Source organism: Pseudaquabacterium inlustre (genome assembly GCF_038066595.1).
Taxonomy (GTDB): Bacteria; Pseudomonadota; Gammaproteobacteria; order Burkholderiales; family Burkholderiaceae_C; genus Pseudaquabacterium; species Pseudaquabacterium inlustre.
Genome location: NZ_JBBUTH010000011.1, coordinates 232148 through 245387, shown reverse-complemented (window position 1 = coordinate 245387; position 13240 = coordinate 232148). Strand labels below are relative to the sequence as shown.

Genomic DNA, 13240 nt, shown 5'->3' with positions numbered 1-13240 from the left:
CGAGGGCGCCGCGAGGCCTGCGCTCAGCCGCGGGCCGCGCGAAGCAGCTTCATTGCGCGCCCTTGCCGGTGAGCACCACGCCCACGGTCTCGAACAGGATCACCAGGTCGAGCAGCAGGCTGTGGTTCTTCACGTAGTACAGGTCGTACTGCAGCTTCTCCTGCGAGTCTTCCACCGACGACCCGTACTGGTAGCGCACCTGGGCCCAGCCGGTCACCCCCGGCTTGAGGCTGTGGCGCACCGCGTAGTACGGGATCTCGTTGGTCAGCTGCTCGACGAAGAACGGCCGCTCGGGGCGCGGCCCCACCAGGCTCATGTCACCGCCCAGCACGTTGAACAGCTGCGGCAGCTCATCGATGCGGGTCTTGCGGATGAACAGGCCCACGCGGGTGATGCGGCTGTCGTTCTTGGTGGCCCAGCGCGGCTTGCCGTCCTTCTCGGCATCGGTGCGCATGCTGCGGAACTTCACCACCTTGAACACCCGGTTGTTGGCGCCCACACGCTCCTGCTTGTAGAAGACGGGGCCCTTGCTCTCCAGCACCACGGCGATGGCGGCCAGCAGCATGATCGGCGAGGCCAGCAGGATCAGCAGCGACGAGAAGAAGATGTCGAAGGCGCGCTTGACCGCGGTGCGGTAGAAGCCCTGGTTAAAGCCGTCACCGAACACCAGCCAGCCGGCATTGACGAAGTCGATGCGGATCTGGCCCAGCATGCGCTCGAAGTAGGTGGTCAGGTCGAACACCCGCACCCCCGACAGCTTGCAGTCGAGCAGCTCGCGCAACGGCATGCTGCCGGCGCGGCGCTCGGTCAGCGCCACGATGATCTCGTCCACCCCCAGGCGCCGGGCCGACTGGATCAGCGATTGCGTCGTCGGCAGGCGCTCGGCCTCGGGCACGGCCGGCTGCTTCTCGTTGGGGCCGGGGTAATAGCCCACGATGGTGGCCAGCGGATCGGCGGCGCGCAAGGTGGCGCCCACCATCTGCGCAGCCGGACCGGCGCCGAACACCAGCACGCGCGAGCCGGCGCGCGATTGGGTGGCCCAGTAGCCCATCACCACACGGCGCAGGATCAGGGCCACGATGACCAGCATCGCCGAGGTGCGGATGGCCACCGAGTCGCCGAAACCCACCGGCAGCAGGCTGAAGATCTGGTAGGTCAGCAGCACGGCCAGCCCCAGTGCCACGCCCATGCGCAGCATCGACTGGGCGAACGACCACTCCTGCACCCGCTGGTACAGGCCCGACAGTCCGTTGATCATGAACAGGCCGGCTGCCAGGGCCAGCACCTGGGGCCCGGCGCTGGGCAGGGCCCGCACCACGTTGTCGGCCTGGACCAGCACCACGCCGGCCAGCGCCAGCAGCGACAGCAGGAAGTCGAAGGCGATGCGCTGCACCGTCCAGGTGTGGAAATAGTGATTGAAGAGCCTGACCACCGAACACTCCCACTGCGCGCTGCCGCACAGCCTCCCTGCGGACGTCGCGGCGCCCGTTCAGAAACGCGTCGGGCCCCGCACAAGGGCCCTGTCGCAGGCTGCCGGCAAGCGGGCGGCACGACATGCGCCACCCCAATCCCTGCCCTTCGGCACTTCCACCGTTCCACTGTACGCAGCCCCGCAGTCCGGCATCTGGCACTGCGAATGGCCCGCGCGACGGATGTCACGGCAGTCGGAGATTCTTACACCGTGGCACCCGGCCGCCATTGATGCAACGCCGCTGCAGCCCCTGCGCGTGCAGGGTTCACACCCCTCGATCAGGGTGGGTCAGGCCGGTTCGGCCAGCGGTTCGCGGTGCTTCGCCACCGCATGTGGCCGCACGCCTGGCCGGTCAGGCACCGTGGCCGAAGGCGCGGCAGGGGCTGCGGCGGGCGTGTCAGGCACGGCCGCCGGCTCGGCCACGCTCAGGTCACGGTGGGTGCGGCCACTGTGCAGGGCATCCACGCAGCGCTGCCAGGCGGCGTCCGGGTTTGCCACCTGGAAGCCGTGGTACGTGACGCCCTGGCTGACATGGCAGCGCACCGCGCGCGCCTCGACCACGGCGGTGTCGGCCGTGCCCAGGTCGACGGTGAGCAGGCCCGTCGTGCCCTCGGGCAGCGGCGTGGGGCATTCGGCCAGGAAGCCGTGGCGCGACAGCTCGATGACCTGCAACGGGTAGGCGATCGACGCCCCGTACGACGCCACCTCCAGCTGCGCCGGGCAGCGCAGCGAGAAGCGCTGGTGCCGGCGCAGGGTCGCCCCCAGCGAGGCGCCGGCGCGCGGCATCGGCAGCACACCGGCGTAGTCGTCCAGGTCGTAGATCGAGCGCAGCAGCAGGCGCTTGCGGTCGTCCAGCGTCTCGAACACCTGGGTGCGCTGGTTGAAGAAGTAATCCATCATCGCCGGCGTCAGCACCGGGTCGTTGGTGGTGTGAAAGCGCCGCTCGGGCCAGCGGATGTTGGGCAGCGGATCCACGTACAGGTAACGGTGGAGGTTGCGGTGAGCGGGCCGGTCGCGGTAGAGCAGCCGGGTCTGCTCGGGCGACTGCTGCAGATCCAGTGTGGCCCCCACGGCCGGTGCGCCGTTGGCGAAGTCGTAGTTGTCCACCTCGCAGGCCTGCAGCCGGGTGAAGGCCAGCAGGCCCTCGTACATCTCGATGCGGTTGGGGTTCACCGCGATCACCAGGTGGCGGGTGTCGAAATAGTCGCGCGCGTACTCGCGCATGAACTTCATCAGCGGGAACAGCACCTGGCCGCCAATGCCGCGGTAGCGCGGATCGACCGCCAGCGACGACACCTCGGTGATGTTGCCGCCCTTGGCGCGCACCGCGGTCAGGTCGAACACCGACTGCAGCGGGAAGCCGAACACCCCCTCGCGGATGATGCTGATCGTGCCGACGACCTTGCCGTCCCACTTGGCGCACAGCGTGGTGGTGGTGGGCAGCGCGTGGTAGACCGTGACACGCAGCCCCGAGGGGTCGGGCTTCATGAAGCCGGCGTTCACGTACGAGTCGTGCAGGATGCGGAAACAGTCTTCCAGTTCATCCTGGGTCTCGGCGATCTTCAGTTCCAGCCGCGGATCGGGCGCCGGGTCGCAGCGCACCATCGCGCGGTAGAAGGCGAAGCGCCACGCCTGGGGCAGCAGTGCCAGTCCGTCGCGCAGGGTGTCGTGTGCCGATTTGCGCACACGGGAGATCAGGGTCCGCTTCATGGGCTTGCTCGGTGTCCGTGGGGGCGGCGGGTCCGGGCGATCGCGCTGCGATCGCCTGTGCACGCCTGTCGGTAACTACGGCCGCGGCGAAGACGGATTCAGGGCGAAGAGTGTCACTTCAGTAACCAGCTGTAATGCCGAGCGGCCCGGCCTTGCGCCAGCTCAAACCGGCGCTCGGGGCAGCCAGCGGGGCGCGGCCGGCGGGTGCGGCGCGGCCTGCAAACGGGCCAGCAGGCCCGGCAGCGACAGCGTCTGGGTCAGCAGGAGCCCCAGGTGGCGGGCACTGCGCCGCAGCACGCGGTCGAATGGCGTCCATTCGAAGCCGTCCATCTCCTGCCGCTGCCGGCCCCAGGCATCGGTGTACCGGCTGCTGCAATGGCACAGGCCGACATCGAAGGCCGGCACCCGCACGGCGTACAGGTGCAGGTCCTTGCTGCGCTGGTAGGCCAGGCGGCCCAGGTCGAGCAGGGGCTCATCGGCCAGGTCCAGCCCGCATTCCTCGCGCGTCTCGCGCAGGGCCGCGGCCTCTGGCGGCTCGCCCGGCTCGATGCCGCCCTTGGGGATGTCCCAGTGCCAGGCACCGGTGACATGGCACATCAGCAGTTCGGCCCGGTCGTTCAGTACCAGGATGCCGCAGGACAACTGCTTCATCGCCGCGGCACCAGGCTGGCATACAGCACGGTGCCCACCGCGGCCAGCGCCAGGCAGACCCAGATCACCGGCGTGTAGCTGTGCCAGGCGTCGAAGGCCGCACCGGCCAGCCACGGGCCGGCCAGGTTGCCCAGCGCCGCGCCGCTGTACAGCGTGCCCAGGATGGCCGAGACCGCCCGCGGACCGAACAGGTCCATCACCAGCGCCGGCATCAGCGACACCATGCCGCCGTAGCTGAGGCCCAGCCACAGCGCGAACACCGCCATGGCCGCATAGCCATCGGCCGCCCACCACACCAGGTACGACAGGCCCAGCGACGCCTGGGCCAGCGCCAGCGTCAGCGGCCGGCCGAAGCGGTCGGCCGCCGCGCCGATGGCAAAACGTCCCACCAGACTGCCGATGCCGATCAGCCCCACCAGGCCCACGGCCTGGGCATCGGGCACACCCAGGTCGCGCGCGGCGGCCGACACATGGGCGAAGGGCACGAACATCACCGGCCCGGCGACGATGGTGGCCAGGTACATGCGACGAAACGGCGCGCTGCGCACGGCCTCGCCCAGCGTGTGGCCGGCCACAGCGCCGCCGCTGCGCGCGGTGGCGGCCGGTGCGCGGCGCAGCAGCCACGTGGCGCCCACGCCCAGCACCAGCACGCCAGCGGCCAGCGCCTGCAGTGCGCCACGCCAGTGCAGCGCGGCGATGGCGGCCGTGGCCAGCAAGGGTACCGCCACCGTGCCGGCCCCGATGCCCGCACTGGCGATGCCCGCGGCCAGCCCGCGCCGGCGCGTGAACCAGGGCTGCACGCAGGCGATCGACGGCGTGTAGACCAGCGCAATGCCCACGCCCACGCCCCCACCGTAGGCCAGGTACACGGCGGTGATGCTGGTCGCCAGGCTGGCCCCCAGCAGGCCGGCCGCGATGCACAGCATGCCGGCGCTGCAGACGAGGCGCGGGCCGAAGCGGTCGGCCAGCAGGCCGCCGCCGGCGCCGCCGACGAAATAGATCAGGCCGCACAGCCCGAACACCAGCGACACCTGCGCGCGCGGCGCCCCAAAGGCCTGGGCGAAGGGCTCGAAGAACGCGGCGAACGAGTACGAGACGCCGAAGATGACCGCCAGCGCCACGAAGCAGGCCCACACCACCACCCAGGCCCCGGCCGGCTCGGCCTCGGCAACGTGGGAGTGGGCGGAAGAGGCATCGGCCATCGTCGGCCCAGTGTAGGAGGGGCGGCGGCGCCTGGGTGTCGCCACGGCGGCGCAATATGCTGCAAACCATGCCTCGGTAGAAACACCGAGCATGCACTATATTGCTTGACTTCAACGGGGCCGGCCGTTACCTTGCCGCCCAAGCCCAAACAGCCTGGGCGAGCGCGCAAGGACGGCCCGCATGGCGGGCCCGCACGGAGACGACCACGATGCATTTCCCGTTCTCGAAGCTGGCCCTGGCCACCGTCGCAGCCACCCTGAGCCTGGCCACCACCACCGCCTCGGTGGCGCAGCAGGCGCCGCTGAAGGTGGGCTTCATGCTGCCCTACACCGGCACCTTCGCGGCGCTGGGTGATGCCATCGAGAAGGGCTTCAAGCTGCATGTCGATGAACAGGGCGGCAAGCTGGGCGGCCGCGCCATCCAGTACTTCAAGGTCGACGACGAGAGCGAGCCGAGCAAGGCCACCGACAACGTCAACAAGCTGATCAAGCGCGACCAGGTGGACGTGATCGTCGGCACGGTGCACTCGGGCGTGGCCCTGGCCATGGCCCGCGCCGCCAAGGAAAGCAACACGCTGCTGATCGTGCCCAACGCCGGCGCCGACGCCATCACCGGCCCGCTGTGCGCGCCCAACATCTTCCGCACCAGCTTCAGCAACTGGCAGCCGGGCTATGCCACCGGCGTGATCGCCGCCCAGAAGGGCTACAAGAAGGCGATGACCATCACCTGGAACTACGCCGCCGGCACCGAGACGGTGAAGGGCTTCACCGAGGCCTTCGAGAAGGGCGGCGGCAAGGTGGTCAAGGACCTGAGCCTGCCCTTCCCCAATGTGGAGTTCCAGGCCCTGCTGACCGAGATCGCGGCGCAGAAGCCCGATGTGGTGTTCGCCTTCTTCGCCGGTGGCGGGGCGGTGAAGTTCGTCAAGGACTACGACGCCGCCGGCCTGCGCAAGACCGTGCCGCTGATGGGCTCGGGCTTCCTGACCGACGGCACGCTGCAGGCCCAAGGCGCGGCGGCGCAAGGCCTGATCACCAGCCTGCACTACGCCGACGGCATCGAGACGCCGCGCAACAACGCCTTCCGCAACAAGTACGCCGTGACCTACAAGGCCAACCCCGACGTCTATGCCGTGCAGGGCTACGACGCGGCGCAGCTGCTGGCCGCCGGCCTGGCCGCCGTGAAGGGCGACGCCAGCAAGAAGGCCGAGTTGCAGGCGGCCATGAACAAGGCCACCATCGACAGCCCGCGCGGCAAGTTCACGCTGAGCCCGCAGCGCAACCCGACGCAGGACTTCTATGTGCGCGAGGTCAAGGGTGAGTACAACGTGACCAGCGGTATCGCGGTCAAGGCGCTGGCCGACCCCGGCCGCGGCTGCAAGCTCTGATCTCTCCGAAGCGCTACGGGCGCCCCGCTCCGGCGGTGGCGCCGGCTTCCCTTGCCTGACCGAGAGACCTTGTGGACCTCGCCACCTTCGCCGTCCAGTGCCTGAACGCCGTGCAGTACGGCCTGCTGCTGTTCCTCGTCGCCTCGGGGCTGACGTTGATCTTCGGCATCATGGGCATCATCAACCTGGCGCATGGCAGCTTCTACATGCTGGGCGCCTACCTGGCGTTCAGCCTGTCGCCGCTGTTCGGCCCGCACTTCGTCACCATGCTGGTGTGCGGCACGCTGCTGGCAGCGCTGTTCGGCTACCTGCTGGAATGGGCCTTCTTCAGCTACCTGTACCAGCGGGATCACCTGCAGCAGGTGCTGATGACCTGGGCGCTGATCCTCGTCTTTGAAGAGCTGCGCTCGATGCTGGTGGGCAACGACGTGCACGGCGTCAAGCCGCCCGAATGGCTGGCCGGCACCGTGGCGCTGGGCGAGCTGATGACCTACCCGGTCTACCGCCTGTTCGCGTCGGCCGCCTGCCTGCTGATCGGCGCGGCGCTGTGGTTCACGGTCAACCGCACGCGGCTGGGCATGATGATCCGCGCCGGCGCCAGCAACCGCGACATGGTGCGTGGCCTGGGCATCCCCATCACGCGGCTCTATCGCACCGTGTTCGCCGGCGGCGTGGCGCTGGCCGCGCTGGCCGGCATGATCGCCGCGCCGATGAGCAGCGTGTACCCCGGCATGGGCGGCCATGTGCTGATCGTGTGCTTCGTGGTGGTGGTGATCGGCGGCATCGGTTCGATCCCCGGCGCGCTGATCGCGGCGCTGCTGGTGGGCTTTGTCGACACCTTCGGCAAGGTGTTCTTCGCCGAGCTGAGCGGCATCGGCGTGTACCTGCTGATGGCGGTGATCCTGGTGTGGCGCCCGGAAGGCCTGATGAAGCGAGGCTATTGAGATGACCGCGCTGAACCGCTGGCTGCCCTTGATTGCGGCCCTGCTGCTGGCCGCCCTGCCCACCGTGCTGAGTTCGTACCTGCAAGACCTGGTGCTGCGCATCATGGTGCTGGCCGTGTTCGCGCTGAGCCTGGAGTTGCTGGTCGGCACCACCGGCCTGGTGAGCCTGGGCCATGCCGCGTTCTACGGCATCGGCGCCTACGCCACCGTGAAGCTGTCGCCCGAGTCGGAGCCCGGCAACCTGCTGATCCTGGTGCCGGCGGCCATGGCCGCGGCCGGCGTGTATGCAGCCGCCGTGGGCGCCTTGAGCCTGCGCACCAAGGGCGTGTACTTCATCATGGTGACGCTGGCCTTCGCGCAGATGGCCTACTTCGTCGTGCACGACACCAAGTTCGGCGGCGGCACCGATGGCATCTACCTGAACCTGCGGCCGGTGCTCGCGCTGGGCGGGCATGAGTTCATCAACCTCGACGACAAGCGCAGCATGTACTGGCTGGCGCTGGCCGCGCTGGTGCTGACCTATGCCGCGCTGGCGCTGATCCGCCGCGCGCGCTTCGGCCATGCGCTGGCCGGCATCCGCGTCAACGAGCAGCGCATGCGCGCAGCGGGCTTTGCCACCACGCTCTACAAGTGGGCTGCCTTCGTCGTGGCCGGCATGCTGGCCGGGCTGGCGGGCTTTCTGGTGGCCGCGAAGGACGGCTTCGTGAACCCCGAGATGCTGAGCTGGCACGAGAGCGGCGCGGTGCTGCTGGTCATCATCCTGGGCGGTCTGGGCCACCTGCGCGGCGCGGTCATCGGTGCCGTCAGCTTCGTGCTGCTGAAGGAAGCGCTGTCCACGCCGGCCCTGGTGGGCAACCTGCTGGCCGAGCGCTGGCAGCTGACGCTGGGCCTGGCCGTGATGGCCTGCGTGGCCTTGATGCCCAAGGGCCTGATCGGCCTGGCGCAGCGCAAGGGAGCCGGATCATGAGCGAGGTCTTGCTCCAATGCCAGGGCCTCACGCGCCGCTTCGGCGGCCTGGCCGCCGTCAACGACGTGTCGCTGGACTTCCGCATCGGCGAGGTGCATGCGGTGATCGGCACCAACGGCGCCGGCAAGAGCACGCTGATCAACATGCTGTCGGGCGAGATGCCGGCCAGCGCCGGCCGCATCGAACTGCAGGGCGCCGACATCACCGCCATGCCGCAACCGAAGCGCGCGCGCGCCGGCGTGGGCCGCAGCTACCAGCGCACCACCATCTTCCCGGAGTTCACGGTGTTCGAGAACGCGCGCCTGTGCGCCCAAGCGGCCTTTGCGCGACCCTGGGCGCTGTGGCAATCGGCATCCGCCTGCGCTGACACCGGCACCATCGCGCACGAAGCCCTCGAAGCCGCCGGCCTGGCTGATGCCGCCCAGCGCCCGGCCTGCACGCTGAGCCACGGCGCCAAGCGCCAGCTGGAAATCGCCATGTGCCTGGCCACCCGCCCGCGCGTGCTGCTGCTCGACGAACCGCTGGCCGGCATGGGCGCCGAAGAGACCGACCGCATGCTGGCCCTGTTGGAGCGCCTGAAGCCCGGCCACGCCATCGCGCTGGTGGAGCACGACATGGACGCGGTGTTCCGCATCGCCGAGCGCATCACGGTGATGGTCAACGGCCAGGTCATCGCCACCGGATCACCCGACGCCATCCGCACCGATCGTCAGGTGCAGATCGCCTACCTGGGGGACCAGCATTGAGCGCCCCCCTGCTGCAGGTCGAAGGCCTGAACACCTACCTCGGCGACAGCCACATCCTGCGCGGCGTGGACGTGTCGCTGCCCGCCGGCACCGCGCTGGGCCTGATGGGCCGCAACGGCATGGGCAAGACCACGCTGATCCGCAGCGTGATGGGCTATGTGAAGCCGCGCGCCGGCACGGTGCGCTGGCAGGGTGCCGAGTGCACGGGCCAGGCGCCCGAGCGCATGGCGCGGCGCGGCATCGGCTATGTGCCCGAGGGCCGTGGCATCTTCCCGAACCTGAGCGTGCGCGAGAACCTGGTGATGAGCGCGCGCGCCGGCGTCAACGGCCAGCGCGACTGGACCTACGAGCGCGTGCTCGAGACCTTTCCACGTCTGGCCGAGCGGCTGGACCATGGCGGCCAGCAGCTCAGCGGCGGCGAGCAGCAGATGCTGTCCATCGGCCGCGCGCTGATGACCAACCCACTGCTGATGATCCTGGACGAAGCCACCGAGGGCCTCGCGCCGCTGGTGGTGGCCGAGATCTGGCGCGTCATCGCGCTGATCCGCGACAGCGGCATCAGCACGCTGATCGTCGACCGCAATGCGCGCCAGGTGCTGGCCCACACTGACCAGGCGGTGGTGATGGAAAAGGGCCGCATCGTGCTGGCCGGCCCCTCGGCACAACTGGCCGAGGACACCGAGGCGCTGCACCAGCTGCTGGGCGTCTGAGCGCGCCGCCGCCACGTTGCGGCGCGGCCCGGCGCGACGGCGGTGGCGGTGGCCTTACTTGGTGTTGGCCGTCGGCTCGGTGCCCGGCACCGGCTGGCCGTCCTTCTCGGCCGAGCGATCGAACACCAGGGTCTTGCCGAACACCAGCTGCACCCAGGTGGGGTAGGTGTAGGCCGTGCCCTTGCTGTGGTCGATGATGGCGCCGATGCCCCCGCCGATCAGGATGTTGCCGGCCAGGCCGGCGTTGGCGCGCGAGATGGCCCGCCCCACGGCGTCGGGGTTGCTCGGGTGCCGGCAGGTGATGTCCAGGTCCTTGCCGCTGCGGCGCACCTGCACGGTGTCGCCCGACTTGGCCGAGACCACGCCATAGTCGTTGCCCAGCTTGCAGTCGGCGCCTTCGACCATGCCGCCCTCGGCGGTGCGGGTCTCCAGCTTCACCGGCTGCGTGGTGTCGTTGACGATGGATGCGCAGCCGGTCAGCACGACGGCGATCGCCAGCGCGGCGCTCGTACGGATCATGGGTCTCCCTCCCAGGAGCAGTGTCTGATGCGCGCAGCGTAACCGATGGGGCGCCGCCGCACGACCGGTCTGCCGCAAGCGCGGCCGCGCCGCGGCCTGCGCTGGATCAAGCCTGCAGCACGCGGCCGGCCTCGGCCACCGTCATCGTGCGCACGCCGCGGGCGCGCATCGCGGCGATGAACTCGGCCGCCTGCGCTTCGAAGCCGGCCACCGGGCTCATGCCGTCGGTCAGCAGCACCAGGCGCTCGGGCCGGTGCGCCGGCAGGTGGGCCACCAGATGCTCCACCGTGGCGCGCACGCAGTGGCTGGCGGCCTGGCCGGCGATGAACAGATTGGCCGCGCGGTCCAGCCGCGCCAGCAGCGTGTGGTTCAGGCCGGTGGCCGGATCGTGCTCGTCGGGCACCTCGGCCTGCAGCGCGCTGTAGTGCTCGGTCCAGGGGTTGTCGCCCTTGTGCAGCACGCTCACCTGGCGGCCCAGGCGCTCCTCCCAGGCGCTGCAGGCGGCCAGCACGCCGGCATGCAGGCACTGGCCCCAGCTGCCCATCTGGCAGTGCACCGGCCACACCATCAGCGTGTAGCGGCCACGCGCTTCCAGCGCCTCCAGGTAGGCCAGCGCGCGCGGCGCGTTCGTCTCGTCGGCCGGGTGGTAGCGGCCGGCCATCACGTCGTCGGCCGTGATCTCGGTGAACGGCGGCACCGGGGCGCCGTCGTCGGTGCGCCAGAACGGCGGGTGGGCGATGTCGACACGGTGGTGGCTGTCCAGCGTGACGGTGATGGCGTCCAGCGCGCTGGCGCTGCCGGCGATGAGGCCGGCCACGCGCTGCAGGTCGGCATGGGCGCCGGCCACCGGCAAGGCCGGCGCCAGCTTGGCGCCGCTGACCGGGTCGGTCGGGCACCAGTCGGCGGGCAGATCGCAGAAGTCGTTCTGCGCATCAATGATCAGCAGGTGGTGGCGGTGCGGCATGGGAAACCTCTGCAATGACGGACTGCAGATGCGCGCTGCAAAAGCGGGCATCGATCGGACGGCAGGCCGGCGGCATACTGGCCGCCCTGCCTTGGAGACCCCCTCGATGATCCTCGAACTTGCCGACATCCGCATCCAGCCCGGCCAGCAGGCCGCCTTCGACGAAGCCATCCAGCGCGGCCTGACCACCGTGATCAGCCAGGCCCAGGGCTTCAAGGGCTGGAAGGTGAACAAGGGGGTCGAGTCGCCCGAGCGCTACATCCTGCAAATCCTGTGGGAGACGCTGGAGGACCACACCGTGCATTTCCGCGGCGGCCCGCTGTTCCCGCAATGGCGCGCCATCGTCGGCCCGTTCTTCGCCGCGCCGCCGGTGGTGGAGCATTTCGAACTGCTCGGCCAGGGGCAGTGATGTCCCAGGCCGCCGCTGTAGACCACGCCCAGGCGCTGTTCGACAGCGGCGCCTTCTTCGACACCCTGGCCCGCCGTGTGGCGCGCCGCACCGAGAGCCAGAACCCCGAGCGCGCGCCCGAACTGCAGGCCTACCTGGCCGACGAACTGAAGCCGGTGCTTGAAGCGCAAGGCTTCACCGTGACGCTGCATGCGAACCCCGAGGCCGGCGCGCCGCCGCTGCTGACCGCCGAGCGCATCGAGGATCCGGCCCTGCCCACGGTGCTGTTCTACGGCCATGGCGACGTGGTGCGCGGTCACGAAGGCCAGTGGGCCGAGGGGCGCGACCCCTGGACGCTGACGCCGGCCGCCGGCACCGATCGCTGGCCGAATGACCGCTGGTACGGCCGCGGCGCCGCCGACAACAAGGCCCAGCACAGCATCAACCTCGCCGCGCTCGATGCCGTGCGCCAGGCCCGCGGCGGCCGCCTGGGTTTCAACGCCAAGTGGCTGGTGGAGATGGGCGAGGAGACCGGCTCGCCGGGCCTGGCCGCCTTCTGCACCGCCGAGCGCGCGCGACTGGCCGCCGACGTGCTGATCGCCAGCGACGGCCCGCGCCTGCGTGCCGACCGGCCCACCGTGTTCCTGGGCTCGCGCGGCGTGGCCAACATCGACCTCACGCTGCATTGCCGCGAGGGCGGCCACCACAGCGGCAACTGGGGCGGCCTGTTGCGCAACCCCGGCACCGTGCTGGCCAATGCCATCGCCTGCCTGGTGGATGGCCGCGGCGTGTTGCGCGTGCAGGGCCTGCGCCCGCCGCCCATTCCGGCCAATGTGCGCGCGGCGCTGGCCGACATCCAGGTGGGCGGCGGCCCGGGCGATCCTGCCGTGGATGCCACCTGGGGCGAGCCGGGCCTGACGCCCACCGAGCGCGTGTTCGGCTGGAACACGCTGGAGGTGCTGGCCTTCGGCTGCGGCAACCCGGCGGCGCCGGTCAACGCCATCCCGGCCAGCGCGCGCGCCACGCTGCAGCTGCGCTTCGTGGTGGGCACCGACGCCGCGCACCTGCGTGATCACCTGCAGGCCCACCTGGCCGCGCACGGCTTCGGCGACATCGAGCTGAGCCACCCGGTGGTGATGAACGCCACCCGCCTGGACCCCGACAACGCCTGGGTGCGCCTGGCGCTGGACACGCTGGAACAAGCCACCGGCCAGAAGCCGGCGCTGCTGCCCAACCTGGGCGGCAGCCTGCCCAACGACGTGTTCGCCGACATCCTGGGCCTGCCCACGGTGTGGATCCCGCACAGCTACCCGGCCTGCAGCCAGCACGCCCCCAACGAGCATGTGCTGCCCGTCGTGCTGCGCGAGGGCCTGGCGATGACCACCGCGCTGCTGTGGCAGGTGGGCGAGCAGGCGGCGGTGCTGCCGCGCCGCTAGGCCCGCGGCGGCCGGCGGACACCCGGCCGGCCCGCCGCCCCGCCAACGGCGGCTGGATTTTCTTCGGCGGCAGGCGGCCATTTCAGCGAGTCAGCCAAGGGCGATGCGACCTACGCTTGCGCATTGTTCGCCGGCGGCCCACGATGC

13 protein-coding genes are annotated in these 13240 nt (G+C 70.3%); 7 read left to right on the top strand and 6 right to left on the bottom strand.

Translation table 11 applies throughout. The features are described from left to right. Window positions 1-49 precede the first annotated feature (49 nt). The 4 genes from AACH10_RS23835 to AACH10_RS23820 all read right to left on the bottom strand — a co-directional run bounded on the left by AACH10_RS23835 (window position 50) and on the right by AACH10_RS23820 (window position 5034). Window positions 50-1432, bottom strand: coding sequence for a TIGR03013 family XrtA/PEP-CTERM system glycosyltransferase (locus tag AACH10_RS23835; RefSeq protein WP_341413048.1), 1383 nt, complete (start codon window positions 1430-1432; stop codon window positions 50-52). Between the two features lie 327 nt (window positions 1433-1759). Continuing rightward, a complete protein-coding gene (locus AACH10_RS23830) occupies window positions 1760-3181 on the bottom strand; it encodes a GNAT family N-acetyltransferase (protein ID WP_341413047.1) in 1422 nt (473 codons plus the stop codon). 162 nt (window positions 3182-3343) lie between these two features. Then, entirely contained in the window at window positions 3344-3832 is a 489-nt protein-coding gene (locus tag AACH10_RS23825) for an NUDIX hydrolase (protein ID WP_341413046.1), read from the bottom strand. After that, on the bottom strand, window positions 3829-5034 hold the full coding sequence (locus tag AACH10_RS23820) for an MFS transporter (protein WP_341413045.1): 1206 nt from the start codon (window positions 5032-5034) through the stop codon (window positions 3829-3831). The genes AACH10_RS23825 and AACH10_RS23820 overlap by 4 nt, the downstream gene beginning before the upstream one ends. A 209-nt stretch (window positions 5035-5243) precedes the next feature. Between AACH10_RS23820 and AACH10_RS23815 the strand changes: the two genes are divergently transcribed. The 5 genes from AACH10_RS23815 to AACH10_RS23795 all read left to right on the top strand — a co-directional run bounded on the left by AACH10_RS23815 (window position 5244) and on the right by AACH10_RS23795 (window position 9786). Further along, window positions 5244-6419: an ABC transporter substrate-binding protein gene (locus AACH10_RS23815; RefSeq protein WP_341413044.1), complete on the top strand. Its 1176-nt coding sequence runs from the start codon at window positions 5244-5246 to the stop codon at window positions 6417-6419. A gap of 71 nt (window positions 6420-6490) precedes the next feature. Further along, window positions 6491-7363 carry a branched-chain amino acid ABC transporter permease gene (locus AACH10_RS23810; protein WP_341413043.1) on the top strand — a complete coding sequence of 291 codons (873 nt, stop codon included), beginning with the start codon at window positions 6491-6493 and terminating at the stop codon, window positions 7361-7363. A 1-nt stretch (window position 7364) separates the two neighbouring features. Then, window positions 7365-8330, top strand: a complete 966-nt coding sequence (locus AACH10_RS23805) for a branched-chain amino acid ABC transporter permease (protein WP_341413042.1) — start codon at window positions 7365-7367, stop codon at window positions 8328-8330. Continuing rightward, a complete protein-coding gene (locus AACH10_RS23800; protein ID WP_341413041.1) occupies window positions 8327-9076 on the top strand; it encodes an ABC transporter ATP-binding protein in 750 nt (249 codons plus the stop codon). The genes AACH10_RS23805 and AACH10_RS23800 overlap by 4 nt, the downstream gene beginning before the upstream one ends. An 8-nt stretch (window positions 9077-9084) precedes the next feature. Next, window positions 9085-9786 (top strand): ABC transporter ATP-binding protein, encoded by a 702-nt coding sequence (locus AACH10_RS23795; RefSeq protein ID WP_341413285.1) that lies wholly within the window; start codon window positions 9085-9087, stop codon window positions 9784-9786. Window positions 9787-9840: 54 nt separating this feature from the next. On the opposite strand, the gene AACH10_RS23790 is transcribed toward AACH10_RS23795, so the two are convergent. Together AACH10_RS23790 and AACH10_RS23785 are read right to left on the bottom strand one after the other, a co-directional pair. After that, entirely contained in the window at window positions 9841-10305 is a 465-nt protein-coding gene (locus AACH10_RS23790) for a hypothetical protein (RefSeq protein ID WP_341413040.1), read from the bottom strand. Window positions 10306-10411: 106 nt separating this feature from the next. Further along, window positions 10412-11269: a cysteine hydrolase family protein gene (locus AACH10_RS23785; protein ID WP_341413039.1), complete on the bottom strand. Its 858-nt coding sequence runs from the start codon at window positions 11267-11269 to the stop codon at window positions 10412-10414. Between the two features lie 106 nt (window positions 11270-11375). On the opposite strand from AACH10_RS23785, the gene AACH10_RS23780 reads away from it, so the two are divergent. Together AACH10_RS23780 and AACH10_RS23775 are read left to right on the top strand one after the other, a co-directional pair. After that, complete coding sequence (locus AACH10_RS23780; protein ID WP_341413038.1) at window positions 11376-11678, top strand: antibiotic biosynthesis monooxygenase family protein; 303 nt, start codon at window positions 11376-11378, stop codon at window positions 11676-11678. Next, window positions 11678-13093 (top strand): M20 family metallopeptidase, encoded by a 1416-nt coding sequence (locus AACH10_RS23775; protein WP_341413037.1) that lies wholly within the window; start codon window positions 11678-11680, stop codon window positions 13091-13093. The genes AACH10_RS23780 and AACH10_RS23775 overlap by 1 nt, the downstream gene beginning before the upstream one ends. Window positions 13094-13240 lie beyond the last annotated feature (147 nt).